General features: G+C 54.1%; 21 protein-coding genes. 17 read left to right on the plus strand and 4 right to left on the minus strand.

Going from position 1 to position 25,776, the window contains the following annotated elements:
* Nucleotides 1-221: 221 nt before the first annotated feature.
* The 9 genes from COO92_RS21720 (at nucleotide 222) to COO92_RS21760 (ending at nucleotide 12,883) form a co-directional block, all read left to right on the plus strand.
* A complete protein-coding gene (locus COO92_RS21720) occupies nucleotides 222-1,757 on the plus strand; it encodes a TRIC cation channel family protein (RefSeq protein WP_101305029.1) in 1,536 nt (511 codons plus the stop codon).
* 205 nt (nucleotides 1,758-1,962) lie between these two features.
* Nucleotides 1,963-2,262, plus strand: a complete 300-nt coding sequence (locus tag COO92_RS21725; protein ID WP_101305030.1) for a BufA1 family periplasmic bufferin-type metallophore — start codon at nucleotides 1,963-1,965, stop codon at nucleotides 2,260-2,262.
* A 45-nt stretch (nucleotides 2,263-2,307) separates the two neighbouring features.
* Nucleotides 2,308-3,162 (plus strand): MNIO family bufferin maturase, encoded by an 855-nt coding sequence (gene bufB, locus COO92_RS21730; protein ID WP_101305031.1) that lies wholly within the window; start codon nucleotides 2,308-2,310, stop codon nucleotides 3,160-3,162.
* Nucleotides 3,159-3,941, plus strand: a complete 783-nt coding sequence (locus tag COO92_RS21735; protein WP_165792427.1) for an HvfC/BufC N-terminal domain-containing protein — start codon at nucleotides 3,159-3,161, stop codon at nucleotides 3,939-3,941. The genes bufB and COO92_RS21735 overlap by 4 nt, the downstream gene beginning before the upstream one ends.
* Nucleotides 3,931-4,491: a DoxX family protein gene (locus COO92_RS21740; RefSeq protein ID WP_240626557.1), complete on the plus strand. Its 561-nt coding sequence runs from the start codon at nucleotides 3,931-3,933 to the stop codon at nucleotides 4,489-4,491. Before COO92_RS21735 ends, COO92_RS21740 begins: the two co-directional genes overlap by 11 nt.
* Before the next feature lie 160 nt (nucleotides 4,492-4,651).
* Nucleotides 4,652-5,632 carry a helix-turn-helix domain-containing protein gene (locus COO92_RS21745; RefSeq protein ID WP_101305033.1) on the plus strand — a complete coding sequence of 327 codons (981 nt, stop codon included), beginning with the start codon at nucleotides 4,652-4,654 and terminating at the stop codon, nucleotides 5,630-5,632.
* 253 nt (nucleotides 5,633-5,885) lie between these two features.
* Entirely contained in the window at nucleotides 5,886-8,201 is a 2,316-nt protein-coding gene (locus COO92_RS21750; RefSeq protein WP_133125115.1) for a ricin-type beta-trefoil lectin domain protein, read from the plus strand.
* Between the two features lie 126 nt (nucleotides 8,202-8,327).
* Nucleotides 8,328-10,301, plus strand: a complete 1,974-nt coding sequence (locus COO92_RS21755) for a hypothetical protein (RefSeq protein ID WP_133125116.1) — start codon at nucleotides 8,328-8,330, stop codon at nucleotides 10,299-10,301.
* Nucleotides 10,302-10,366: 65 nt separating this feature from the next.
* Entirely contained in the window at nucleotides 10,367-12,883 is a 2,517-nt protein-coding gene (locus COO92_RS21760) for an NHL repeat-containing protein (RefSeq protein WP_101305036.1), read from the plus strand.
* A 65-nt stretch (nucleotides 12,884-12,948) separates the two neighbouring features.
* On the opposite strand, the gene COO92_RS21765 is transcribed toward COO92_RS21760, so the two are convergent.
* A complete protein-coding gene (locus COO92_RS21765; protein ID WP_101305037.1) occupies nucleotides 12,949-13,683 on the minus strand; it encodes a GntR family transcriptional regulator in 735 nt (244 codons plus the stop codon).
* Nucleotides 13,684-14,015: 332 nt separating this feature from the next.
* Here COO92_RS21765 and COO92_RS21770 point away from each other — a divergent pair, with 332 nt between their 5' ends.
* The 4 genes from COO92_RS21770 to COO92_RS21785 all read left to right on the plus strand — a co-directional run bounded on the left by COO92_RS21770 (nucleotide 14,016) and on the right by COO92_RS21785 (nucleotide 18,813).
* Nucleotides 14,016-15,134 carry a TRAP transporter substrate-binding protein gene (locus COO92_RS21770; protein ID WP_101305038.1) on the plus strand — a complete coding sequence of 373 codons (1,119 nt, stop codon included), beginning with the start codon at nucleotides 14,016-14,018 and terminating at the stop codon, nucleotides 15,132-15,134.
* Between the two features lies 1 nt (nucleotide 15,135).
* Nucleotides 15,136-15,747: a TRAP transporter small permease subunit gene (locus COO92_RS21775; protein WP_101305039.1), complete on the plus strand. Its 612-nt coding sequence runs from the start codon at nucleotides 15,136-15,138 to the stop codon at nucleotides 15,745-15,747.
* A gap of 6 nt (nucleotides 15,748-15,753) precedes the next feature.
* Complete coding sequence (locus COO92_RS21780; RefSeq protein ID WP_101305040.1) at nucleotides 15,754-17,079, plus strand: TRAP transporter large permease; 1,326 nt, start codon at nucleotides 15,754-15,756, stop codon at nucleotides 17,077-17,079.
* Nucleotides 17,080-17,229: 150 nt separating this feature from the next.
* On the plus strand, nucleotides 17,230-18,813 hold the full coding sequence (locus COO92_RS21785) for a gamma-glutamyltransferase family protein (protein ID WP_101305041.1): 1,584 nt from the start codon (nucleotides 17,230-17,232) through the stop codon (nucleotides 18,811-18,813).
* 189 nt (nucleotides 18,814-19,002) lie between these two features.
* Here the strand turns inward: COO92_RS21785 and COO92_RS21790 are convergent, their stop codons facing one another.
* Complete coding sequence (locus COO92_RS21790; protein WP_101305042.1) at nucleotides 19,003-20,052, minus strand: aldose epimerase family protein; 1,050 nt, start codon at nucleotides 20,050-20,052, stop codon at nucleotides 19,003-19,005.
* 162 nt (nucleotides 20,053-20,214) lie between these two features.
* Between COO92_RS21790 and COO92_RS21795 the strand changes: the two genes are divergently transcribed.
* The 4 genes from COO92_RS21795 to yjfF all read left to right on the plus strand — a co-directional run bounded on the left by COO92_RS21795 (nucleotide 20,215) and on the right by yjfF (nucleotide 24,894).
* A complete protein-coding gene (locus COO92_RS21795; RefSeq protein ID WP_022732557.1) occupies nucleotides 20,215-21,165 on the plus strand; it encodes an ABC transporter substrate-binding protein in 951 nt (316 codons plus the stop codon).
* A 180-nt stretch (nucleotides 21,166-21,345) separates the two neighbouring features.
* Nucleotides 21,346-22,869: a sugar ABC transporter ATP-binding protein gene (locus tag COO92_RS21800; RefSeq protein WP_101305043.1), complete on the plus strand. Its 1,524-nt coding sequence runs from the start codon at nucleotides 21,346-21,348 to the stop codon at nucleotides 22,867-22,869.
* A 41-nt stretch (nucleotides 22,870-22,910) separates the two neighbouring features.
* Nucleotides 22,911-23,927: an ABC transporter permease gene (locus tag COO92_RS21805; RefSeq protein WP_101305046.1), complete on the plus strand. Its 1,017-nt coding sequence runs from the start codon at nucleotides 22,911-22,913 to the stop codon at nucleotides 23,925-23,927.
* A complete protein-coding gene (gene yjfF / locus COO92_RS21810; protein WP_101305044.1) occupies nucleotides 23,917-24,894 on the plus strand; it encodes a galactofuranose ABC transporter, permease protein YjfF in 978 nt (325 codons plus the stop codon). Before COO92_RS21805 ends, yjfF begins: the two co-directional genes overlap by 11 nt.
* Nucleotides 24,895-25,008: 114 nt before the next feature.
* On the opposite strand, the gene COO92_RS21990 is transcribed toward yjfF, so the two are convergent.
* Together COO92_RS21990 and COO92_RS22215 are read right to left on the minus strand one after the other, a co-directional pair.
* Nucleotides 25,009-25,398: a hypothetical protein gene (locus COO92_RS21990; RefSeq protein WP_133125117.1), complete on the minus strand. Its 390-nt coding sequence runs from the start codon at nucleotides 25,396-25,398 to the stop codon at nucleotides 25,009-25,011.
* Nucleotides 25,399-25,585: 187 nt separating this feature from the next.
* A partial coding sequence (locus COO92_RS22215) for a hypothetical protein (protein WP_206186459.1) occupies nucleotides 25,586-25,776 on the minus strand: 191 nt, incomplete at its 5' end.

Genomic DNA, 25,776 nt, shown 5'->3' on the forward strand with positions numbered 1-25,776 from the left:
CACTCCCTATCCAACGAATTTTAAAACCCTCGACCTTAACTGGTCGGGGGTTTTGTCGTTTCTGCATTCTGTAAATAAGCATATGATAATGCCTTGGGCTTTGGGGCCGAGTGGGAACAACTGGGGGCCAGCAACAGGCATCATGATCGTGTGTGGGGGCGCTTAAGGTGGCGAGAATATCTGTTTGGATCTGGCGAGCCGGTTTAGCCCGGTATAGCGTGATGTTGGCGATTTTACTGGCCGTAACATGTGGTGTGCTGGCGCGCGACAGTTTGGCGCAAGGGGCAAAACCCGAAGAAAAACACATCACGGTCGGTTGGTATCCATCCCATCCCTATCAATATCTGCATATGCGACACGGGACGGAAAGTCTGACCGGTCTTGATATCGAACTGACCCGAAAGATTTTCGAACGGCGCGGCTATACGGTCAATTTTGTCGCCTCAAGCTGGGCGCAAATTCAAGAAGACCTGCGGGATGGCAAGATTGATATGGCACTTGGCGCCTATGACATTGCGTTGCGTCAGGAGTATGCCCTGTTTTCTGATCCTTACCGCACCGAAACCGATTCTGCCTTTTTCCAGTCCGGCGCTGAGATCGCCCATAACAGCAGCAGCTTTGCGCAACTGGTTGAAAACATTGCGACCCGTAACGGCCAGATCGGCATTCTCGATGGTTATTCCTATGGGGCCAAGGTTGATGATGCGCTGGCAGGCCTGCCCGGTGATCGCGTGATCCGCTATGAGAATGTCGAAAAAGCCCTGCAAAATCTGGCCGATGGCCGGATTGATGCCTTGCTGTCTGATCAGCTTTTTGTCGAGGCCGCCCTGATCCGCGATGGCTATGGGGATCTGGTGGACCGCCATTCGCTGCCGGTTTTTGCCGGGGCTGTACATGCGATCTTTGCCAAAAAGACGGTCGATCCCTCGGTGGTCGAAGATTTCAATGCTGAATTGAATGTTCTTCAGAAGGACGGCGAATATACCGCAATCCAGAACGCTTTTATCTCGCCGATACGGTTTGGCATTGCGCTGAGCGGGATATGGTTCACCGCCCTTGATTATCTTGGCACGGTGGCTTTTGCTATTTCCGGTGTTTTGCTGGCCCGGCGTGAAAAATACAGCATCTTTGGCGCCTTCGTTCTGGCGGCATTGCCCGGTGTCGGGGGTGGTGTTGTCCGTGATTTGATCACCGGGCGCGAGCCCATCGGGATCATGCAGGCCCCCAATGGGGTGTTGCTGGTGATTGCGACGGTCCTAATGGGCTATCTGACCTATTTCGTGATCGACAGGTTCGGGATCGGGGTGTCGGCAGGCGATGCTAACGGCACAAACGACACCATAGCACGACCGGTGGCGCGAACCGGGTGGCGGCGGATCATGACAGTTGGTAATGTTGTCGAGATTTCCGATGCCGTCGGGCTGGCGGCCTTTACCGTGACCGGCGTTTATGTCGCGGTCACCATGAACAGCACCCCGATCCTGCTTTGGGGGCCGATCCTCGCGATGTTAACCGGCGCGGGGGGCGGGATCATTCGAGATGTGGTGCGCGCTGATAAACACAATCCAGCACTCAAGACATCGTTTTACGCAGAAATCCCCCTGTTATGGGGTTTTACCCTGTCGTTCTTTTTCTGGCGTCATGGTCCGCTGGCGGAAATTTCCGACATCTTTTTTGCTGTCATCATCACGGTAATCGGGGCATTCGTGACCCGCATGATCGTGCTTGGTCTAGGCCTGCGCAGCCCACGGTTCTAAGCGGGAAGAAGGCTATCTTCAGGGGATATGAGATTGACGCAGGATTGGTGTTTCGCTTCACAAATATGTGAAAACAAGACAATGCTGCCTCACGTTCCTTTGATGGCCCGTGTGTGAATGGTGCAGTGACCCGGCATTCCCCGCCCCGTAGGCTGAAAACATCACCGCAGCCTGGTGATCAGGTTTCAACCGAAGGGATTAAACGATGAAAAATGCATTGATTTTGGGCGCAGCATTGACCGCCGCAGTATCATTAGCCGCAACCCAGCAGGCCGCAGCACAAGGTGCCAAAGAGAAATGCTACGGCGTTTCAACGGCAGGACAGAATGATTGTGCTGCCGGACCGGGGACGACCTGTGCCGGGACCTCGACAGTCGATTATCAAGGCAATGCCTGGAAACTGGTGCCGGCGGGGACCTGTGAAGATATGAGCTTTACCACGGCAGATGGCCGTGCTGTTTCCGGAAGCCTTGATCGTCTCGATCGTGACCTTCCGAAGGGATAAGAGCACGCGCGCGATGCAACTCTGTTTTATTTGATAGAGGGTTCCATGACACATCTGCCCGCATGTGCCGGTGTCGGCTTCAAGGCCGAACATGCCAGTGACATTCTTGATGGGAATGCATCCGTTGGCTGGTTTGAAATCCATCCTGAAAACTACATGGTGGCTGGCGGACCACGTTTGGCAATGCTGGCAGATGTGTGCGCGCAGTATCCTGTGTCCATGCATGGGGTTGGGCTGTCACTGGGCGGCGGAGATCCGCTTGATGCGCGTCATCTGGCCGATCTTAAGCGTCTGGTGGACCGGTTCAACCCCGCCATGGTCTCCGAACATATTGCTTGGTCATCGCATGAAGGTCTGTATATGGCCGACCTTTTGCCGACCCCGATGACAAAAACATCCCTTGATCAGTTGGTTGCCGCGATTGATATGGTGCAAAGCCATATTGGCCGTCGTATTCTGATTGAAAACCCGACGTCTTATTTGCCCTTACCGCAAAATTCGATTTCGGAACTGGACTTCATCACCGAGGCGGCGCGCCGCAGCGGCTGTGGTTTACTGATTGATGTAAACAACATTTACATATCCGCCCATAATCTGGGTTTTGACGCAGAGGCCTTTGTCGATGGTATTCCCGCCGATTTGGTCGGGGAAATCCATCTTGCCGGGCATGAGCGTGATGCCAATGATCAGGATAGCATTTTGATTGATACCCATTCCCGGCCCGTGGCCGATCCGGTCTGGGCGCTGTTTGACCGGTTGATTGCCCGGATTGGTCCAAAACCAACCCTGATTGAATGGGATAATGATGTGCCATCATGGCCGGTTTTGCAGCACGAAGCCGCCCTGGCCGACACGCGATTGAACGCGGTGCGATCACGCGCGCCCGAGATGGCGTCATGAGCAACCTTAAACCGTTTTATGACGGGTTCAGCAATGCCTTGTTCCGCCCGCAGCCCGGCGGCGTACCCGATGGTTTTCCCGCCAAAGCAGCCCATCGCTTTGCCATTTACCGCAACAATGTGCACCGTGGATTGGGTGATGCTCTGGCCGCGGCCTATCCGACAGTTAAAAAGCTGGTTGGCGCTGATTTTTTTGCCACCCTTGCCCGCGATTTCATTGCATCCGAGCATAAACGTCCCGGCAGTCTAGCGCTATATGGCGACGGGTTTGCCGATTTTATTGCCAATTATGATGCCGCGCGTGGCATTGCCTATCTGGCTGACATCGCCCGTTTGGAGCGCGCCCGGCTGGAGGCCTTGCATGCCTGTGATACGCCGCCACTTGCCGCTGCCGACCTTGCTGGATGCGAGGCGGATATTGGTCAAATGACCTTTGCTGCCCATCCGGCATGCCGATTGGTGATCTCTGATCATCCGGTCATGAGCATCTGGCAAATGCAGAACCCACAAGACGGTCAGGTGCCTGCCAAAAGCATCCTCAATCAACCCGAAGCCATCTTGGTAACCCGACCGGCAATGTCGCTTCAGATGCAGGTGTTATCCCCTGACGCTGCCGCGTTTTGCCGGGCAGTCCTTTGGGATTGCGCGACCGTTGAAGATGCTGTCGATAGGGCATCAGAAGTTAATCACACTTTCGATATCACGCAGTGCTTTGCTGACCTGCTGCTAAGCGGTGCATTGCGTGCGATATCATGCACGGGAGAACAGCATGGTCGATAACCTAAAAGCAAAGTGGATCGCCCATTATGATCACATGGTCGGCTGTCTGGAAGGTCGGGTTGGTCGGGATCATCTTGGTCTTGTGGCGCGCGTTCTGTTTGCCGTGCTGTTGCTGCCCTACTATTCCAACAGTGCCCTGACCAAGATTGATGGTGGCGCGCTCAGTGCCGGTGCCTTTGCCCAGATCCTGCCACCGATTGCCGAACAGTATCTTTATGACACGGCCGCCATCCCGTTTTTCCCATGGCATTTGATTGTATGGGCCGGAACATTTGCCGAGTTCATCCTGCCTTTTCTGATCGCACTCGGGCTGCTTACCCGGCTTTCGGCTGTTGGCATGATCGGATTTGTGGTGGTGCAAACTGGTGTTGATGTTGCATTCCACGGGGCGGCTTTGGGCAGCCTTGCCAATGGGCTGCCGACAGAGCTGATTGATCAGCGGTTGCTGTGGCTGGCTGTGCTGAGCATTTTGGTGTTTTCAGGCGGCGGTAAGGTTTCACTTGATCGCGTCCTGAACCGGATGCTGCGGACATCGGCGCGCGATTTGTGATGTAATTGCATGTTTTAAACATCCATTTGTTTCTTCTGATGAAATAAAGGAATATATTCCCGGTACGGATTTTCTGTTGATGTCCTGACAACTCGGGACACAATCGGCTTTTTGATGGAAGCTCCGGCATATCTTGGTCGTATCAAACAGGATTAAACCGGTGAGCTATCTTAAAAACCATCAGGTCTTTGCGTCAAAAAGCCTGGATCAGACGCAGGCTTTCCTCGCGGAAATGAACAGCATTGATGAGTTTGACCTGCTCGGTAAAAAAGCAACAGCCGACATTTCCATTCAAGCCGCGTCACTTGCCGATATTGATTTGCTTGGCGCGTCCTTCGGCCCGGACCGCGTTACGATCAAAGCACCTGCAACCGAAGATAACGACCTGTTTTTGCTGTTTGTGAACAGGGGCCACGGCAAGGTCAAGCATGGCGGCCAAGAGTTCGAAGTGTCGGCCAAACAGGGCATGATGCGCAACATGCGCATACCGATGAATGCCATAGAAGACAATTTCGCAGCCCTTGGGGCAAAGCTTCCTGTCGATACCTTGCGCAAACATGCCTTTGCCCTGACCGGGCAGGACGTTTTTCGCAATGATCTGGTGTTTGACACGGCACTTGATTTGACATCCCCGGGCGGGGCGCATGTGTCCAATACACTGCATTATATCGCCAATGCCCTTGACGGACCGCTTCACGATACGAAGAACGGGGTCATTCTTAAGGAACTCCGCGATGTGCTTCTGACCAATATCCTGATGTTGCTGCCTAATTCCTATTCGGAAATTCTTCATGACCGGCCATCGGGTATTGCGATGCCGCGTCAGGTCAAACGTGCCCGCGACTATATTCATGAACATGCAGAACATTCGATCCAACTGGTGGATTTACTGGCGCATGTCGGGTGCGGGTATCGCACGCTTCAGGTTGGATTTAACGAGACTTTCGGCATGGCGCCGATGGCCTATGTCAAGATGGTGCGTCTGAACCGCGCGCACAATGAGTTGCTTGCAGCCGCACCTGGAACAACGATTGCCAGCGTCGCCCGCAAATGGGGATTTGTGCATGCCGGACGGTTCGCACAAAGCTATACGCTGCATTTCGGTGTTTCTCCCTCCGCGACGCTTAATCGTCGCCGCTAAATTCAACGTGCATGCTGCTAAGTTATTGCCGTAAAAAGTGTAGGGCTATCCACTTTTGTGCATTGCCTATCCACTTATGGTCGTTAATCGACATGCTGCCTTTATTCCTTCTGGTTTCATTCCATGCTTCTGCGTAATCCTGCCGTATAGGACGGGGAGGGGCAGAATTTTAATGCGTTGTTCCCTGCGTGACATTCGCCATGCGGGAACCTCAACCCGGATGCAAAAGTAAAAAAGCAAGAAGGGTTCGGGCATGCAGATAAGAAGACTGACGCCAATATTAAGCTATGCGGGGTTGCTGTTGCTCGCCCTGTTGATGATGATCGTGATGGATCAACCGGCGCATGCAAGTCCGCAATGGAAGAACTTGCAAGGAGGGCCCGAATGCGGCGGCGTTGATAAACGCGGTAATCTGCAAGAACCGTGCGGACGCGTGTCTGCGAAGTTTCAGTCAAAGGCTGTCGGCAAATGCCCGGATGGATCCTTTTTCGATTTGGGAACATGGACCTGTTATGCCTGCCCTGACGGATATAACCGCAACGCAAAAAGCATCAGTGGTGAGAAGGCCTGTGACAAGCCAACCGGCGTAAAGCAGCTTGTGAGCGCGACGTTTCTTGGCAAAAAGGAATGCCCGGCTGGTTCGTTCCTTGACAAACGCAATGGCGGTGAGTGCTGGTCCTGCCCAAAAGGATATGGTCGTACTGCGGCATCTGTTGATAAATGGAACGCATGCGGCATGGTTCTGAAAAAGGCCGTTAGTGCCACGTTCGAAGGACGGGCCTGCCCGCAAGACTCATTTACCGATCCACGCAATGGCGGCGAATGCTGGAGCTGCCCGGAAGGTTTCAACCGTACGGCAAATGCAGTTACCGGAAAAAATGCCTGCGTGAAAACCATTGATTTCTTGCCGGCGACGAAAATTACCGCGTTGACCTGTCCTGCAGGTCAGATTTTCGATTTTATCGATGGCGGGACCTGCTGGTCTTGTCCTGATACCTACCTTCGGACAAGCTTCTCGGTAAAAAGTTCCAAAGCCTGCAAGGCGACCGAAATGAAGTGGATTTCGCCAAATCGGGACATGCCGGGTTTGTTTGGCCTGAGCCCGGCGGTCGAGGAATTGGCACTTGAACTGGTGCGTGATCGCACAGAAATTGACGAGATCATTGCGGAGGCCGTGCTTGAACTTGATGACACGACCCTCGAAGAATTGTCCAATACCGAATGGTTGCTGATTGAAAATGAACCATGGCGTAGTGAAGCACTGTCCGCTTTGATTGCCAAGCGCCTGATGACAGCAGCAGCAACCGCGCCGGGACAACGGACTGCACTTGAAAAACGACTGCTTGAAGATGTCGGAAAACAAATTCAGTGGAACCGTCAATTCCTTGCATCGCAGCTCCGTCAATTATTTGACAACTGGCAAAAGACAAAAGAACTCGAATTCGCAGAAAACAGCAGTCACAACATGTTGGCATTTGCAGGTTCAGTTACTGAACCGCCAAATTTCAACGAGGTTCTCTCTGCTACTTTGCAAGCCGGTTCAATGGCCGGCACGCTTGGAAGTGGTGTTGGAGTCACGTTTTTCCTGCGAACCTTCAAGGCTGTGTTCCCGTATCGCAGAGTTGCAGTAAAAGCAGGAACCAAGGCGGGGACCGCAATTGCTGGCCAAGCAGCTAAAGCAGCGACACAAAGTACCAAAGTCCTGACCACGATCGTCACGCCGCTGGGCAAAATCTCGGTCACCATGACCCGCTTGGTAACCGGTGCATCAGGTCCGGTAATGACCGCAGTCACCACGGCAATTACCCTTGCCATGGAACTCGACAAGTTCATCAAGATCGAAGCCGCCGAAGGCAAAATACGCCAAGCTGAATCGATTGCCAGCCGCCCGGTCGACATAGCACTTCTGCTACAGGAAAAAGCCGGTGATGAGCAGTTGATGTATCACTGGACCACTCTGACAGCCGGTGATACGCGCCCAAGTGCGAACTATGCCCGCGCGATTGCTTCGATCAAGGCAGGTGGGACTGTTGCAGCGTCAACAGGGCCGGTTATGCCGGTTATTGTCGGGGGCACAGCCTATGATGGGGGTAAGGCGGCAATTGCGGCTGAATCAAAAGTCCTTAGCGATGGTCTGAAAAAGCAGGAAGCCAAAGTCCCCGGGACGTTCCGCCTTGAATTCACCGCAAGCCCCGGGCTTTGCCTTGTTAAGCAGGAAGGCGACAGTCTTGTTGCTGTCCTTGGCAAATGCAATACGCCTGAAGCACCATGGGTATTTCCAAATGCCCGCACCAGAGAACTCGTGGTGGTCGACAAGTATTGTCTGAGCATCGAGGCCAAACAACTTGGTGTTAATGACCCGGTATGGATCCGCAAATGTTCCAACGCAAACCTCAAGACCTGGGGGCTCGATCAAGTGGGACAAATTCGATATGTCGGGACGGGACGGCGCATGTGCATGACCGTGGCAGACGCGAAACCTGCTATCGGCTCTGTGGTGAAAATGGAACCCTGCAAAGTCAAAAGGTTTGAGTCGCAGATTTGGCGTCCTTGGACTTATGCCGGTTAATTCAAACAACAGTTAAACAGAAGCAGTTCGGTCAAAACACATCAAAAGTGTCGACCGGATTGCTTCTGATTTCATGGGGAAATTGTCGGCATCGACTGATTGGTGCTGATAGGTGGGGATATCATTTTGCGTCAGTTTACATACCAGCGTTCCGTTCATGGACGTCGCCGCGTTTGTCGTCATGCCTTGATGGGGGTGTCTCTTTTGGCACTTGTCGGGTGTCAAACCACGGGCATGGATGGGGGCCAAACGCGATCTGGCGTGGTCATGTCAATAGACAAGCCGCTTGAATATAACAAATCTGTTTTGGGCATGCCCGCCGAAGACAGCGCAATTCAGGCACTGGTGCGTGACAGCATCGATTTCCTGAAACAGGGCAATGCCAAAGAAGCATCAAGACTGATCAATTTGGCGCTTAAGCTTGATGTGACCAATCCGGATCTGCAATTTCTAAACGGGTTGACCTATCACTTGATGGGCGTTCTGGGCGATGCATCAAAGTTCGAGCTTGCCGAACAGGGCTACAAACAATCTTTGAAATTTGATCCGGGCAACCTGCCGTCGCGCTATCAGCTTGGGCTGCTTTATATGGATCAGCGGCGCTATCCGTTGGCGCAGGAAAACTTTGCCGCCGTTGCGCTTCATCACAATGATGATCCTGCTGTTTTATACAGTCTGGCATCGGCGTCCTATTATTCCCGCGATCCACGCACGGCCGCCGCTGCATTGAAACGTTTGATGGAAATTTCCCCTGAATCACGGGAAAACCCGGCAATCCTCAAAGCGACGGCACTGGCACTTTCGGCAATGGATGACCGGTCATCTGCCCAAGAGTTCATTACAACGTATCGCGACGTGATCAAGGATGTGAACCGCGCACGTGACCTTGATCGGCGTGTTGAAGGCTGGCAGTCCTTTTATGAAAGCGAAGGCACATACATTCAGGCCCAATTCAGCGGAGAGCCATTTGTCGAACCGGAAAGTGACGGTGAAATATCCCCGTTTGACAGCAATCCGTTCGGCCAGACAACGGAACCTTCCGATCCGTTCAGCAGCGTGCAAGACCCGTTTGGTGGGCAGAATATTGACGATACACCGACCGAATTTGTTGATTCCGGGATGGTCGTGGTTGATGTGGTTCTGATCGGAACCCAGGAAGATGTCCGTGATTCACGGGGCATCAATCTTCTCAATGGTTTGCAATTGCAGTTTGGTGATCCGCTAACCGGGGCGGCCGGGTTGGGATATGGTTCAACAAAAACCAAGGATTATCTGGGAACCGGGCTTGAAGAAAGTACGCAGACCATCACCCGCCAGATCGGCATTCCCGCGGTGACCTATTCGCTTAACATTGCCAATTCGGCGGATGCCAATAATCAGGTTCTCGCCAAGCCAAGCCTTGTGGCACAGGCCGGTGAAACCTCGGAATTCTTTTCAGGAACAGAAATTCTTGCCGCCGCCGTTTCCGGGGGCAGTGGGGATAGTGTTTCTGTCCAGAAGGAAGTCGGTGTGAAATTGGCGGTTACGCCTGAAATTCTGCCCAATGACATGATCCGCCTGCATGTTGTTGCGGAACGAACCTTTTTGACCGATCCGTCAAATTCGGTTGTGTTTGAATTCCGCCTTGATACCACCAAAACCAACGTCAACTCGACCGTGACGATGAAGTTTGGTGAAACCCTGATCCTGGGGGGCTTGAGTGAACGCGAAACGTCAAAATCGGCGGATGGTGTTCCGGGGTTGATGGATATTCCGGGCCTGAATTATTTCTTCTCCCAGCGGGTTGAACGCGAATTCGAACGTTCCATCCTGATCCTGATGACACCGCGCCGACCGGTCTATACCCGACAGAGCGGCTCTGACCGTGCCGCGGTAAATGGGGAGCTGTCGGAACTCGAACAGGAACTTGCCAAACTCGAACGACGCCATGGGGATTGGTACACCCCGCGACCGACATTTGATGTTCTGCGCGAGCAGCTTGAAGGCAAGGCATTCTTTGAAGAATTCCGCGCTGGCGATGTGCAGATTGATGCGTGGCAAAGCAATCCTGAGTCGCAACAAATGATCGCATCTGTACGGGATCGGCTGCTTGAAAACTAAAGTCTGGCCTTGGATAGAAGTCCAGTCAATGGACAGGCAAAGTAACAGCAAGGGTGGATAGACCAATGAAACGTTGTTTTCGGGTTCTTGTTTCCGGGATATGGTTCCTGTGGGCCGGATTGGCCGTTGCACAAGAGGGCAATTCCAGTTCTTGGGTTCAACTCCCCGGAACGGCTGTCGATATCGCGATCAATGAAGACGGGCAGGCCTATTCCGTCGGATTGGACGGGGTGCCATGGCGATGGGATAAGGCTGAACAACGCTGGCGGCAGATGTCGGGCAAATTTGCCCGCATATCGGCCGCAATTGGCAACCGCCCTTGGGCGATCAATGCGCTGGGGGAACTATCACAATATAACGGATTGTGGTGGGAACCGCGTGAAGTCGATGTTCTCGATGTTGCTGCTGATACCCAGGGCAATGTTTATATCGCCAAGATAAATGGCGACATCTGGAAATGGTATGCCTTGCGCAATGAATGGCAACCGATTGCCGGAACGGCAAAACGCTTGGCCATTGGCAAATCCGGGCTGCCATGGGCGATCACAGATGCGGCCAAGGTGCGTGCCTATGACGGTGACGTCTGGCGGACCTATCCGGGGCGCGCACGCGACATTGCCTTTGGTGCGACGGATGTTGTCGCCATGGCCGATGACGCGGGACTTGTCCGCATTTGGTTGGCTGCGCGCAAAAGATGGGAAATTATCGATGGCGTGAAGGATGTTGTCAGTCTGGCCGTAACGCCGCAAGGCAACATCTGGGCGGTCCGAAATGATGGCCTGATATTCGCCAATGGCGGGCTCACCATTGATGATAGCTCAGATGAGGCCACCGACCTTTCTGCGACAGTGCCTCGTCCAAAAGAAGCCAAGCCACCGGTCAATGTTGCAACCGATGCCGTTGCCGAGGTCGCCGCAGCACCCGTTGATGTCGCGCCATCTGCCGTTGCTCCCGATGTGGTCGTGCCAGATTCTAGCAACACCGAGACAACCTCATCAGGGGGCGGTTCAGGCGGGAATGATACCTTTACCGATCCGGTAACCGTCACCACAACAGATGCGATTGTCTTTGTAAATACACTGAAATCTGCTGCATCACTTGCGATTGGCGGGGATGGCAGTGTCTTTGGCCTTGATGGCGCGGGCGGGGTTTTACGGTGGTCGAACCGGCGAAACGATTTTGAAAGCTTTCCCGGTGAATTGGTGCGGATCACTGTGGACCGCGAAGGCAATCCATGGGGCATTTCGGCACTCGGGCGGGTGTTTCGCCATACCGGAACCCTATGGAAGCAGATCACGGGTGCAACCGGCTCAGACATATCCGCAGGCTATGACGGGACGGTTTTGCTGACCAATGCAGCGGGCAGGATTTTTCGCCTGAACGAAGCACAAACCCGGTTTGAAATGATTTCGGGAACCGGGGCGTCCTTGATTGCCGCCGGACCTGATGGCACGCCGTGGATTGTTCGATCCGATCGGCTTGTTTCGCGCTGTGACACCAACCCGTGCAAGGTCTATGCGCAAAAGGCCAAGTCAATTTCGGTTGGACCGGATAACAGCGTTTATATCGTATCGACCAATAATTTGCTGATGCGACTGGATCAGGACGGCAAATTCAATCGGGTTCAGACACCGGGGCATACGCCCGCCAGCGTGGCGGTTGGTCCGATGGGATATCCTTGGGTGGTCAGTGACAAAGGGATCGCATTATCCTCAAAGTTCTTTGACCGTGACGAAGGTTCTGACCTTATGGTTGCCAATGCCACCAGTGGTGACACGGTGGGTACGGGGGAAACTGAACAGGTTGTCAGTACTGAAGCATCCGGCATTGTGTTTCGAAAGAACATGCGATTTACAACCGTGCCGATGGATCAAAGAACCAGCGCGGGGCAAGTCGCAACCGCCTCAGATGGCTCTGTTATTATCGGCGGTGGCAGCCAAGAGTTTGAAAAATATGACGAAAGGCGCAAAAAATTCGTCCAGTTCTCGTCAAATCTGGTGGATTCGTCACGCACTTTTTCTGCCATTGATATCGCGCCAAATGGCGATGTTTGGGCCATAGCCACAAGTATGACCGCAGAGCTTTACCGTGAACGGGATCAGGTCGTTAAGGAGTATTCAGTCAGTGGGTTTTCTCCGAGCGAAGTCACCGTCGCACCGGATGGGACTGTCTATGTGACGTTTAGATCAGGCAGCGACACCTATCTCTATAGCAAGGCGGAAAATTCCGAAGAATTCAAACGTTTCAATAACTTCAGTCAGGTTCATGTGGCGGGTGCCGGGCCGGGGAATGATATCTGGATTGTCGATAAAGATAATCTGGTCCGGCAGTGGACTGGATCGAGCTTTGAAGTACGGCCAAAACGCGGAAGCCAGGAAGCCTCATCCATTGATGTTGGCGCGAACGGAACGGTCTATATCAGGGACACCAACAATAGTGCCTTGCGCAAATGGAATGGTGCCAATGACAGCTTTGACGAAGTCAATAATGCACCGGTAGGCTCGATTGCGGTCGATGCTGATGGGCGTCCGTGGATTGCAACCGGTGGCTCTTCTCCGACAATCAGTCGCGCCAGAGACTGACAAGGGGATGGCTGGCTAGGCGCAGTTTCCCAAACGAATGGGGCACCCCAGCCAATGGTTTTGTCTTACTTGAAGGCTGGCATGTCATTGGCGGGCGATGCCTCGCGCAGGCTGATGAGGTAATCCTGACTGATGTCATGCACGGCCATGATGTGATCATAGAGCAGTTGCTCGGCCACGCTGACATCGCCGCGCAGGATCGCATCGACAATGCCCTGATGTTCCGCGTGCGAGGAGGCAAGCCGCGACATGCTGGTGAATTGTACGCGCCGGAACGGGGCGACGCGACGGCGCACCGATAAGGTCACATCGACCAGAACATCATTGTGTGTGCCGCGATACAACGTGTTGTGAAACGCCCGGTTAAGCGTTTCATACCCGTCACTGTCGCCAAGGCGCACGGTTTCGGCCAATTCATGATGCAATTTATCAAGATTATGGCGCTCCCCGCTGGTCATGCGTTTGGCGGCCAGACGCCCGCACATGCCTTCAAGCTCGGCCATGCTTTCAAACATCGCGGTCAAACGTTCCGGGGTGGCAAGTGAAACATAAACCCCCTTGTTGGGGATTTTTTCGGCAAGCTCACTTGCCGTCAGCAATTGTAATGCCTCGCGGACCGGGGTGCGCGATACGCCAAACCGCTTGGCGAGAAGCGGTTCTTCAAGCCGCTGACCGGGCGGCAGTTTACCCGTGACGATATCATCTTCCAGTGTCTGACAAAGTTGCTGTGCAATGCCAACACCATCAGACGGTTCTAATGGGGCCGACTGCATGGCAAGCGACTGGGTAAGCTCAATCATCTGGCGTTTAAACCCTTATTGCGCGGTTTGAAGGCTTCTTATGAAGATGATGTATACACGATAATTTCCTGTAAATCCAAGCATCGCAATGGTTGTGAAAACAAGCATGTTTTTCGCACGAAGCTTTGCGCAATTATTGTGCAATAAAAAAGTGCACTGCAATATAAAGTTTAAAAAATGTGCAATCACGATGCTGAATTTAGAGTGTTTTTTTGTTAAGTCATTGAAAATCATGGATTGGCATGTGTGTTGCAGGATGTATACACAATGCGGATCAAATTCCGTTGAGATTACTTTTCTTTGAAATAGCTATCTCTATCAGGGAGTCATCAATGACAAATGTTAAACGCCGCGACTTTCTCACCAAGTCGGCAATCGGTGCAGCAGCAACCGGGGCCGCTGTTGTCGCCGCTCCGAACATTGCGCGCGCGCAGGAAACCTTTAACTGGAAAATGACCAACGCCTATGGTCCGGGGTCGCCATTTTATGTCACCGGTCCAGGCAGCCCGGAAGATTTCTGTAAACGTGTGACGGAAATGTCCAATGGGCGTCTGAACATTCAGCATTTCGCCGCCGGTGAACTGATCCCGGCCCTTGAAGGGTTCGATGCGGTTCAGGCCGGAACGGTCGAAATGAATGCCGCCAACGCCTATTTCTGGGCCGGTAAAATCTTTGCCGCGCAGTATTTCACCACCGTTCCGTTCGGCCTGAATTTTCAGGGCATGAACGCATGGCTCTATCATGCGGGCGGTCTTGATCTGTGGCATGAAATCTATAAGCCGTATGGCCTGATTGCGTTTCCAATGGGCAATACCGGCGTTCAGATGACCGGCTGGTTCCGCAATCCAATCGAAAGCCTTGAAGATTTCAACGGCCTGAAAATGCGTATTCCCGGTCTTGCCGGTAAGGTTTATCAGCAGATCGGTGTTGAGGTGAAACTGCTTCCGGGCGGGGAGATTTTCCCGGCACTTGAACGTGGTGTCATTGATGCCGCCGAGTTTGTCGGCCCCTATCAGGACCGTCGTCTGGGTCTGCAAAAGGCAGCAAAATATTACTACACCACCGGCTGGCACGAACCGTCCAACGCGACCGAGCTTCTGATCAATCAGAAAGCCTGGGAAAGCCTTCCGGCTGATCTTCAGGCGATTGTCAAAAACGCCGCACAGGCCTGTAACCTTGACAGCCATTCATGGTGCGAAGCCAACAATGCCGCTGCCTTGCGCGATCTGGTGGAAAATTACGGCGTCATCGCGCAGACCCTGCCTGATGAAGTCGTCACCAAGCTCAAAGGCATCACCAAGGACACCCTTGAGGCCGAGGCCGCCAAGGATCCGGTGACCAAGAAGGTCCACGAAAGCTTCATGGCCTTCCGCGATACCCATCGCGAATGGGCCGCGATCAGTGAAAAGCCGTATCACGGCATCATTTCATCGAAAGACGGGATGAGCTGATATGACTGCGACCCGCACTGAACCGCTCCCGGTCCCTGTTTTGGCCCCTGTTCTTGACCGTGTTCTGGGCCGGATTGTCGACATCGCCGGATGGGGAGCAGCCTTAAGCGGTCTTGCCCTTGTACTGGTGGTCGGCGGAAACGTGTTGCTGCGCTATCTGTTTAATTCCGGCAGTGTCGCAATGCAGGAACTCGAATGGCATCTGGTGTCACCGATTGCCCTGATGGGCATGGCTTACGGCATGCGCCATGGCGGCCATGTGCGGGTCGATTTTCTCTATGAACGTCTGAGCCCCCGGGCTCAGGCGATCATTGACCTGATTTCAGCCGTCCTGATGGCCATTCTGGGCGCGGCCCTGATCTGGTTTTCGATCCCCTATGTCGGGCAATCGATTATGATGGGCGAAGGATCACCCGATCCCGGTGGCTTGCCGTATCGCTTCTTGCTCAAATCCTTCATTCCGATTGGCTTTGGCTTGATGTTCATACAAGCGATTGCCCAAGGGCTGATCAATTATCGCCAAATCATCGCCAGTGATGGCGCTCGTGCCTTTGATGCATCTGATGCCCCCGGCACCTCTGGTGTGGTGGCGCAAAATGGTGCAGGAGACTAATCAATCATGACCGGAAATGAATGGCTGGCCATCGGCATGGTCGGGGGCTTTTTTGGCTTCCTCGTGCTCGGTGTGCCTGTGGCGATCTCGCTTGCGATTTCGGGATTGGCCTTTGGGATTATGGGCTTTGGCACGGGCCTGTTTAACTTGCTGCCCGCCCGCGTTTACGGGGTTGTCACCAACTATACTTTGCTGGCATTGCCGCTTTTCATCTTTATGGGGGTGATGCTTGAAAAATCAAAACTCGCCGAAGAACTCATAGATGTCATCGGCCATGCCATGGGACGCCTGCGCGGCGGCATGGGGCTGGCGATTGTCATTGTCGGCGTTTTGATGGGCGCATCTTCGGGCGTTGTCGGTGCAACGGTCGTCACCGTCGGCTTGTTGTCGCTACAACCGCTGATCAACCGTGGTTACAACAAGGGCGTTGCCTGTGGCGTGATTTGCGCATCGGGCACGCTGGGCCAAATCATCCCACCCAGCCTTGTTCTGATCCTGCTTGCCGATATTCTGGGTGAGTCCGTCGGAACGCTTTTTGCTGCGGCCATGGTACCCGGATTGATTTTGGCCGGGATGCTGGCCCTTTATCTGGTGTTGCTCGGTATTTTCAAACCCGACATGGTGCCCGCCATCCCCAAGGAAGAACGCGATGCGCTCGGCACGCAGCAACTTTTGGTCAAAATCTGCAAGGTTGTTGTTCCGCCTCTGGCCTTGGTCTTTGCCGTCTTGGGCTCCATCGTTGGCGGCATCGCCGCCCCGACAGAGGCCGCCTCTATGGGCGCACTTGGCGCGCTCATTCTTGCCCTTGTCGCGGGGCGGTTGAACCTGTCTGTGATGCGCGATGTCTTGCATGACACTCTGGTCACCAGTGCGATGGTGTTCTTTATCCTGATCTGTGCGCAACCCTTTGGTCTGGCGTTTCGCGGGCTGGGCGGCGAGGGGCTGGTGCATGCCATGTTTGAATGGGTGCCCGGTGGTGATATGGGCAATCTTCTGTTCATGATGGCCGTGATCTTTGTGCTGGGTTTCTTCCTTGAATGGATCGAAATTTCCTATATCGCGCTTCCGATGTTTTTGCCGGTGTTTATCAACAGCGGGATTGATATGGCGTGGCTGGCCATTCTGGTGGCGATGAACCTGCAAACCAGCTTCTTGACCCCGCCGTTTGGCTGGGCGCTGTTCTTCCTCAAGGGAGTGGCGCCAAAATCGGTCTCCACGGTCGATATTTACCGCGGCGTGATCCCGTTTATCGGCATTCAGGCGTTGGCCTTGGTCTTGCTGTTTATCTTCCCCGGACTAACAAGCTGGCTGCCCAATCTGATCGGGTGGTAACGCGATTATTCTACAATGTGAAAAGGCGCTGAACGGTTTTTAAAAACAGCGCTAGAACTAGGCTCAGGGCCTATACCCGGACATGCTGTGCACCCACGTGCAGCATGTCCGACGGTTGACGCCAAGCAAGCAAGAGTAGAGGCCGATTAAATGTTACGTTCCAGAACCGCCCTTGGGGGCATGATCACCGCCCCGCATCATCTGGCCGCACAGGCAGGCCGCGATATCTTGCGCGATGGTGGCAACGCGGTTGAGGCGATGATCGCCGCGGCCGCCAGTATTGCGGTTGTCTATCCGCATATGAATGCGATTGGCGGTGATGGGTTCTGGCTTATTTCCGAACCGGGCAAGGACCCGGTGGCCATTCGCGCCTGTGGCGGGGCGGCGGGTCTGGCGACCCCGGATTTTTACCGTGAACAGGGTAAGGCCGCGATCCCGGCACGCGGGCCACTGGCGGCCTTAACCGTGGCCGGTGCGATTGGCGGCTGGATCAAGGCGGCTGAGATTGCCAAGGGGTTGGGCGGCACACTTCCGATGGCACGGCTGGTGGCCGATGCGGTCCATCACGCCAAAACCGGCGTGCCGGTGACCAAATCGCAGGTCGAACTGACGCATTCCAAAATGCCCGAACTCAAAGGCTCACCGGGCTTTGTCGATACTTATGCTGCCAACGGCGTTCCGGCCATTGGCGATGTGCTAAAACAACCCGCCCTTGGCGCGACGCTCGCCCATCTGGGCAAGGTCGGACTTGATGATTTTTACCGCGGCGATGTCGCGCGCAGCAATGCCAACGGCCTGTCTGCGGTTGGCAGTCCCCTGCGACTTTCCGATTTTGAAACCTATCACGCCAAAGTCACCACCCCGCTGTCGGTCAAACTTGCGACCGGCACAGTGTTTAACATGGTGCCGCCCACCCAAGGGGCAGCGTCACTCATGATCCTTGGCCTGTTTGACCGTCTTGGTGTGACGAGTGCCGACGGTTTTGATCATATCCATGGCTTGATCGAGGCCACTAAACGCGCCTTTTTGAAACGTGATGCCCATATCGGCGACCCGGACCGGATGACGATTGATCCGGTGGACCTTCTGACTGACGCGATGCTCGATGCCGAGGCCGCCAAAATCAATATGGGCACCGCCTTGCCATGGCCGCATGTCGCCAAACCGGGCGATACCATCTGGATGGGGGCGGTTGACGCCAACGGGGTTGCGGTAAGCTATATCCAAAGCATTTTCTGGGAATTCGGATCGGGTGTTGTTGTCCCCGAAACCGGCGTTTTGTTCCAAAACCGCGGGGCCAGCTTCACTTTGCATGACGGCCCCAACCAACTCGGACCGGGCCGCTTGCCATTCCATACGCTGAACCCGGCGCTGGCCAAACTCAACGATGGATCGGTGCTCACTTTTGGGACCATGGGCGGGGAAGGCCAACCGCAAACCCAATCAGCGATCTTTACCCGTAACGTGATGTTTGGTCAGGACCTGCAAGACGCCATCACCAAACCGCGCTGGCTGCTTGGCAAAACATGGGGCGATGAAACCACCTCCCTGAAGCTCGAAAATCGTTTCGATCCGGCCCTGATCGATCAACTTGAAAAAGCCGGGCATGTGGTCGAACTCGTCGGCCCCCATGAAGACATCATGGGCCATGCAGGCGGTATCAGGTTGCAACCCAATGGTGTGATGGAAGGGGCAACCGATCCACGCGCGGATGGGGCGGTTGCGGCCCTTTGATGGGCGCGTTGAAGGCCAGCAACACCAAACACCAATCTGCTGATCTTATAAAACCGTCATTCCGGGTGGAGCGCAGCGCAAGCCCGGAATCTCGACCCGCTGGTTCATAAGGCGTTTTACGCCCGTATGCACGAGGTTCCCGCCGTCGCGGGAACGACGGTTTGGGGTCTTCTTACCGGGTCTTATCGCTTAGGAAAATTCCCACTCAATCACATGCCGATACGTCTCACCGGGCTTAAGCCACGGGCTCGGGAAATCCGGGCGGTTGGGGCTGTCGGGCCATGTTTGGGGTTCAAGTGCGATGCCTGCCGACTTGTGAAGCGAAACGCCGTCCTCGGTTTTCATGTCGGCGGTGAAATGCTGACAGAGGTAGAATTGCAGGCCAGCCTCGGTTGAAAACAGTTTCATCGACCGGCCACTGTCGGAATCAGACAGGGTGGCGATCTGGCGCAATGTGCCGCGATCTCCGGTCAGGCAGAAATTATGATCAAAGCCCTGTGACGCATGGGGCAGCATGTCCGATACCCGTGCCGCACTTCTGAAATCATAGCCGGTTCCCGCAACATCACGGGTGCCCGGAAGCGGGATCAAATGATCATCAATTGGCAGCCACGCATCGGCATTGATCTGTAAAACATGGTCGGCGGCTGTTTTATCAAACGCGCCCGACAGGTTCCAATAGGCATGGCTGGTCATATTGACCGGGCAGGGCTGATCACAGGTCGCGGTGATTTCAAGGCGTAGCCGATTGGGGGCTGTGACCGAATAGGTTGCCGTTGCGGTGAAGTTGCCCGGATAGCCCTGATCGCCATCGTCTGAGGTCAGCTCAAAGCAGACTTTTGTGTCGCTGGTATCCTTCACCGTCCAGGTCTTTTTATCAAAGCCGATTTGGCCACCATGCAGATGTGTCGGCCCTTCATTAGACGAAAGAATGACGTCCTTGCCCGACGGGTCGGTATAGCGCGAATTGGCAATTCGATTGGCGTAACGCCCGCAAACCGCGCCGATATAGCTGTCTTGCGCCAGATATGCCTGATCATTTTCCAGGCCGACGGCAATGTTGGTTTCATTTCCGCTGCTGGCATCGCGCAGATACAGCCCGCACATCCGCGCGCCAACCGCAGAAAGGCTGACGCGAATCTGATCGCTGCGCAGCACATGCCGGGGGGCATTTGCACCTTCTTTAGGGGTGTCTGATGAGGGGTGTACAACCTTTGAGGATTGCGGTGAATTCGACATTTCCAACTCCCGAAGTCTTTGCTTTTGTTGAGCTTAGCACATGTTTCGGATCGCGGGGAGCGATCCCGTGTATGAGCGAATAACTATATGGTTGAGTCGCTTCAACTCATATTGTATTACTATATGGCTTTTAAGCAAGAAACCACACTTAGGGAGGAACTCGTGGTGAGTCTCAAAAAATTAGCCGTATCAACTGCCGCACTTGGCGTTGCACTGGGTCTTTCGTTTGCCGCACAGGCAGAAATGATGATCGGCTTTTCGCAGATCGGTTCTGAAAGTGGCTGGCGTACGTCTGAAACCGCATCGATCAAGGCTGAAGCCGAAAAACGCGGCATTGACCTGAAATTCTCTGATGCACAGCAGAAACAGGAAAACCAGATCAAGGCAGTTCGTTCCTTCATCGCCCAGGGCGTTGACGGTATCTTGCTGGCCCCGGTTGTTGAAACCGGTTGGGATCAGGTTCTTAAAGAAGCCAAAGATGCCGGTATTCCGGTCGTGCTGGTGGACCGTGGCGTTGCTGCGGACGAAGACCTGTATCTGACCAAAGTGGCTTCTGACTTCGTCGTCGAAGGTGCCTTGGCTGCGGCTTGGTTGGCTGCTGAAACCAACGGTGTTTGTGATGTTGTTGAACTGCAGGGCACCGTTGGGTCGTCTGCGGCCAATGACCGCAAAGAAGGTTTTGAATCCGTTGTCGGCAACTTCCCGGCAATCAACATCATCCGTTCGCAGTCGGGTGACTTCACCCGTTCGGGTGGTAAGGAAGTCATGGAAAGCTTCCTGAAGGCCGAAGATGGCGGCAAAAACATCTGTGCGGTCTATGCGCACAATGATGACATGGCACTTGGTGCCGTTCAGGCCATCAAGGAAGCCGGTCTTGACCCGGCTGATGATATCCTTGTCGTATCGATCGATGCGGTGCCTGATATCTTCAAAGCCATGGCTGACGGCGATACCAATGCCACGATCGAGCTGAACCCGCATTTGGGTGCACCGTCCTTCGATGCGATCAAAGCAGCGATGGCTGGTGAAGAAGTTCCGAAATGGATCAAGGCAAATGGCCCGCTCTACCTGCCGGCGACTGCTGCTGAAGAATACAAAATGCGCAGCAAGTAACGTGCAGTCATCAGGTTATCCGTGCATCACGCTATGAACGGTGATCTGATGAATTCTGGCTGATAATGCGTCGGACGTGCTCCCGCGATTGTGGGGGTGCGTCCGGGTGCATATAGGCTAAAGCAGATGACAGACAAAATGCTTTAGCGCAGTCAGAACCAAAAGGGAGAGGGCGTTTATATGGCACAGGCAACACAGCCCCAACAAACGGGCAAGACGGTGCTTTCAGTCCGCGGGGCGGGGAAATTCTTTCCCGGGGTCAAGGCCCTGCAGGACGTTGATTTTGATTTGCACGAAGGCGAAATTCACGCACTTTTGGGTGAAAACGGGGCTGGCAAATCGACCTTGATCAAGGTGATCACCGGTGTCCATCCGCGCGATGCCGGGTCCGTCACACTTAACGGCACAGAAATCCATCCAAACCACCCGGGCGACGCACAGGCGCTGGGTATTTCCACAGTTTTTCAGGAAGTCAATCTGATCCCGACATTGTCGGTGGCCGAAAACCTGATGCTGGAACGCCAGACCCGTAAATTTGGTCTGATTGCGTGGAAAAAAACCGACGAAGATGCCAAGGCCGCGCTTGAAATCTTGGGTCTTGATATCGACATCCACCGGCCATTGGGCTCCTATTCGGTTGCCATTCAGCAACTTGTGGCGATTGCCCGTGCGGTCGCCCTTGATGCGCGGGTTCTGATTTTGGATGAACCGACCGCAAGCCTCGATGCCGAAGAAATCAAAAGCCTGTTTCGCATCATGCGCGACCTTAAGGCCAAGGGGCTTGGTATTGTTTTTGTTACCCATTTCCTTGATCAGGTCTATGCCGTCACCGATCGGATCACGGTCCTGCGCAATGGCGAGTTGGTCGGCACCTTTGTCACCAAAGAACTCGAACAGATTGATCTGATCAATCATATGCTCGGTCATGAACTGGCCGAAGTCAGTGCGCACCGTCATCAGGACGAAGGCAACTATACCGGACCCAAACGTGAAATTCAGGTCAAGAACCTTGGCAAGAAGCGCGTGCTTGAACCGGTCAGTCTTGATCTTCAGGCCGGTGAAATTGTCGGTCTTGCCGGTTTGCTGGGGTCGGGGCGGACCGAGCTTTCCGAACTGATATTTGGCACACAACGGGCGGACAGCGGCCTTGTCTTTATGGACGGGGAACCGGTGATGCTGCGGTCCCCGCGCCATGCGATCCGGGCGGGCTTTGGCCTGTGTCCCGAAGACCGCAAACAGGACGGCATTGTGGCCGAACTCAGTGTGCGCGAAAACATCATGCTCGCCCTTCAGGGCCGCCGTGGATGGCTGCGCCCAATCCCGCGCGCCGAGCAACAACAGCTTGCCGACAAAATGATCAAGGCACTGGGCATTGCCACCCCTGACAGTGAAAAGCCCGTCGGGCAGCTTAGTGGTGGCAATCAGCAAAAGGTCATTCTGGCCCGCTGGCTGGTGTCCAAGCCGCTGCTGCTTATCCTTGATGAACCAACACGTGGCATTGATGTTGGTGCGCATGCCGACATCATCAAATTGATCAAGGAACTCTGTGACGAGGGGCTGGCTTTGCTGGTGGCGTCATCCGAGCTTGATGAAATCGTTGCCTTTGCCGACCGCGTTGCGGTGATGCGTGACCGTGAAAAGGTGTCTGAACTGACAGGGGCCGAGATCACGCAGGAAAACATCATCGAGGCGATCGCACGATGAGCAGTTTACACGACAAAAAGAAAGTACGGGAAAGCAGCATCATGTCTGCATCTTCTTTAATAAGCCGTCCGTGGTTTGGCCCGGTTGCGGCCCTTGTCCTGATTATTCTGGGCATTGGCGTGATTTCGCCGGACTTCTTTAACGTTCGCATTGTTGACGGGCATCTGTATGGGTCGCTTGTTGATGTGGTTCATCGCGGGGCGTCAACCGCCCTTGTTGCGGTCGGGATGGCGGTTGTCATTGGCACACGCGGCATTGATCTTTCGGTCGGCTCGGTGATTGCGATTTCCGGGGCCGTGATGGCGGTTCTGATCCGCGATACCGATCTGCATCCTGCCGTGATCATTATGGCCGCGCTTGGGGCCGGTCTTTTGTGCGGGCTTTGGAACGGCGTTTTGGTCGCCTTCCTTGATATTCAGCCGATTATTGCCACCCTGATCCTGATGGTGGCCGGGCGTGGTATCGCGCAGATGATCACCGGCGGTCAGATCGTGACCTTCCACGGGGCGTTCTTTGAAGGGATCGGCAGCGGGTATCTTTTTGGTATTCCGTGGCGTGTGATCATTGCCGGTTTTGTCATTGGCGGGCTGTATCTGATCATGCGGAAAACCGCCCTTGGCCTGTTTGTTGAGTCCGTTGGCGGCAATGCGCGTGCGAGCCGGGTTGCCGGGATTGACGCACGCGGTATTAAGCTGATGGCTTATGCCACGGCGGGGCTGTGTTCGGCGGTGGCCGGGATCATTATTGCTGCGGACATTCGCGGGGCGGATGCCAACAATGCCGGGTTGTGGCTTGAGCTGGATGCGATTTTGGCTGTGGTGATTGGCGGGGCGTCTTTGATGGGCGGCCGGTTCTTTATCGGCATGACCGTGATCGGGGTTTTGATCATTCAGTCCCTGACCACCGGCATTTTGTTGTCGGGTCTGCCGTCGCAATATACCCTGATTGTCAAGGCTGCTGTCGTGATGGTGGTACTGCTGGTGCAGGCACCAAAATCGCGTGAACTTGTCAGTTTGGCATGGGGAAAGATGACGCGGGGAAAATCCAATGAAAATTAATGAACGCTTTTACCCGCTGGTCGCGACCCTGGCTGTTTTGGCCTTGCTCTATGGCTATGGGATTTTTGAACATCGTGCTTTTTCAGATACCTACGTTCTGGGCGCGCTTCTGACCGATAATGCCTTTTTGATCATTACCGCCGTTGGCATGACCTTTGTCATTCTGTCGGGCGGGATTGATTTGTCGGTTGGCTCGATGATTGCCTTTGTCGGGGTTTTGATGGCCGAGCTTGTCACCGGGTTTGGCATGCATCCGGTGTTGGCCGCAGTGATTTCAATCATTGTCGGATCGGCATTCGGGGCCCTTATGGGGGTGCTGATTGCCAAGTTTGATATTCAGCCGTTTATCATCACACTGGCAGGCATGTTTTTCCTGCGCGGGATGTGTTTCCTGATCAATCTGGACTCTGTTCCGATTGACCATTCCTTTGTGTCGGAATTCAGCGGATTTAAAATTCCGCTGCCCGGACGGGGCTGGTTGACGGCATCGGCGGTGTTGATGATTCTTACTGTGATTGGCGGGATCATCATTGCCCATTACACCCGGTTCGGGCGCAATGTCTATGCCATTGGCGGGGACCGACAATCGGCGGAATTGCTGGGGACTCCGGTGCATGCGACGATCATTCGGGTCTATGCATTGTCAGGCTTTTTCAGTGCACTTTCCGGTGTTGTTTTTGCCTTTTACACCGCATCTGCCTATCCGTTGGCAGCGGTGGGTGTGGAGCTTGATGCGATTGCCGCAGTGGTGATTGGCGGGACCCTTTTGACTGGTGGTATGGGCTTTGTGATCGGGACGTTTTTTGGCGGGATCATCATGGGTGTGATCCAGACGCTGATTGCGTTTGACGGGTCGCTTAATAGCTGGTGGACCAAGATCATGATTGGGGCATTGCTGTTTGGCTTTATCGTTTTGCAGCGCCTGATTACCCGGTCGTTCTCGGGCATGCGGGCCGGAGCGGGCTGATCGCATGAGCTGCGTCTGGATGCGTATGATCCAGACGCAGCCGCACTTAACAATCCCGCAAAATCAAACGGATAGATCCTTTGACGATGTGTGTTTTAGGTGGGGCTGTCTTTCTCAATTCCCGCTCAGGCAGGGATTTGGTGGGATTGCGTTGGGGAGGCACGGCTCTCCTGTGTAACCGAAGCAGGCGAGTGCAATCCTATCGGAAAGGCTCCGCGCGCCTAAACGTTGGGCATCCAAGCATGCGGTTGCCGCATTTTCCGTTGAAAATTTACCGTCAGAGACAATTTTGATCTCCAGACTGTCTTTGTCACTGTTGTAGGTAAGCCAGCTGTCACCACAATGTAAATTGGGAAAAACATCACCGTTGTTTTCACCGGTGTTTGTGAAGTATTCCTGCCCCGAACATACAACTAGTTTAGGGTCTGTAGAATCTGCGCTTGCAGTAAGTGAAGCTACAGTGCCGATAGTTGCTGCGAGCAGCATACAGAAAATCAACTTCATTTTGGCCACCTCGCTTTATTGAAAAAAGAGTCTCTTCTCTCACGTAGCTATGCTTTTCCTCGACGGTGTTCAGAGGCGAGTGTGATGTGTTAATAGATCGCACTTTAAAAATGTAAAATCGGGCCGGAACGGGGTGCTGTTCCGGCCCGGTTTTTATTCAGATATATTGTTTAATTCATCTGATTAGTCATTTTTGGTGAATAATGGGCAACGGGCGGGCGTAATCCCGACAACGGGTGCCGGTTTGTCGATTTTTGGCGAAATGGTATTTGTATGAGGAATGGGCAGGGCGGCCGTTTGGATGGTTCATTGGATCGGCCTTTGAGCCGTTCGTCGGATCGTTCATTGAACCGTCCATCGGATCGTTCGTCGGACCTG

It is taken from the genome of Thalassospira lohafexi (assembly GCF_002844275.1).
GTDB classification, from domain to species: Bacteria; Pseudomonadota; Alphaproteobacteria; order Rhodospirillales; family Thalassospiraceae; genus Thalassospira; species Thalassospira lohafexi.

What these genes read in the sequence shown, in the direction of transcription:
- COO92_RS21720 (WP_101305029.1), top strand. Translation starts at nt 222, where the DNA reads ATGTTGGCGATTTTACTGGCCGTAACATGTGGTGTGCTGGCGCGCGAC.
- COO92_RS21725 (WP_101305030.1), top strand. Translation starts at nt 1,963, where the DNA reads ATGAAAAATGCATTGATTTTGGGCGCAGCATTGACCGCCGCAGTATCA.
- COO92_RS21735 (WP_165792427.1), top strand. Translation starts at nt 3,159, where the DNA reads ATGAGCAACCTTAAACCGTTTTATGACGGGTTCAGCAATGCCTTGTTC.
- bufB (WP_101305031.1), top strand. Translation starts at nt 2,308, where the DNA reads ATGACACATCTGCCCGCATGTGCCGGTGTCGGCTTCAAGGCCGAACAT.
- COO92_RS21775 (WP_101305039.1), top strand. Translation starts at nt 15,136, where the DNA reads ATGACTGCGACCCGCACTGAACCGCTCCCGGTCCCTGTTTTGGCCCCT.
- COO92_RS21740 (WP_240626557.1), top strand. Translation starts at nt 3,931, where the DNA reads ATGGTCGATAACCTAAAAGCAAAGTGGATCGCCCATTATGATCACATG.
- COO92_RS21770 (WP_101305038.1), top strand. Translation starts at nt 14,016, where the DNA reads ATGACAAATGTTAAACGCCGCGACTTTCTCACCAAGTCGGCAATCGGT.
- COO92_RS21790 (WP_101305042.1), bottom strand. Translation starts at nt 20,052, where the DNA reads ATGTCGAATTCACCGCAATCCTCAAAGGTTGTACACCCCTCATCAGAC.
- COO92_RS21800 (WP_101305043.1), top strand. Translation starts at nt 21,346, where the DNA reads ATGGCACAGGCAACACAGCCCCAACAAACGGGCAAGACGGTGCTTTCA.
- COO92_RS21990 (WP_133125117.1), bottom strand. Translation starts at nt 25,398, where the DNA reads ATGAAGTTGATTTTCTGTATGCTGCTCGCAGCAACTATCGGCACTGTA.
- COO92_RS21750 (WP_133125115.1), top strand. Translation starts at nt 5,886, where the DNA reads ATGCAGATAAGAAGACTGACGCCAATATTAAGCTATGCGGGGTTGCTG.
- COO92_RS21760 (WP_101305036.1), top strand. Translation starts at nt 10,367, where the DNA reads ATGAAACGTTGTTTTCGGGTTCTTGTTTCCGGGATATGGTTCCTGTGG.
- COO92_RS21805 (WP_101305046.1), top strand. Translation starts at nt 22,911, where the DNA reads ATGTCTGCATCTTCTTTAATAAGCCGTCCGTGGTTTGGCCCGGTTGCG.
- COO92_RS21780 (WP_101305040.1), top strand. Translation starts at nt 15,754, where the DNA reads ATGACCGGAAATGAATGGCTGGCCATCGGCATGGTCGGGGGCTTTTTT.
- COO92_RS21785 (WP_101305041.1), top strand. Translation starts at nt 17,230, where the DNA reads ATGTTACGTTCCAGAACCGCCCTTGGGGGCATGATCACCGCCCCGCAT.
- yjfF (WP_101305044.1), top strand. Translation starts at nt 23,917, where the DNA reads ATGAAAATTAATGAACGCTTTTACCCGCTGGTCGCGACCCTGGCTGTT.
- COO92_RS21765 (WP_101305037.1), bottom strand. Translation starts at nt 13,683, where the DNA reads ATGATTGAGCTTACCCAGTCGCTTGCCATGCAGTCGGCCCCATTAGAA.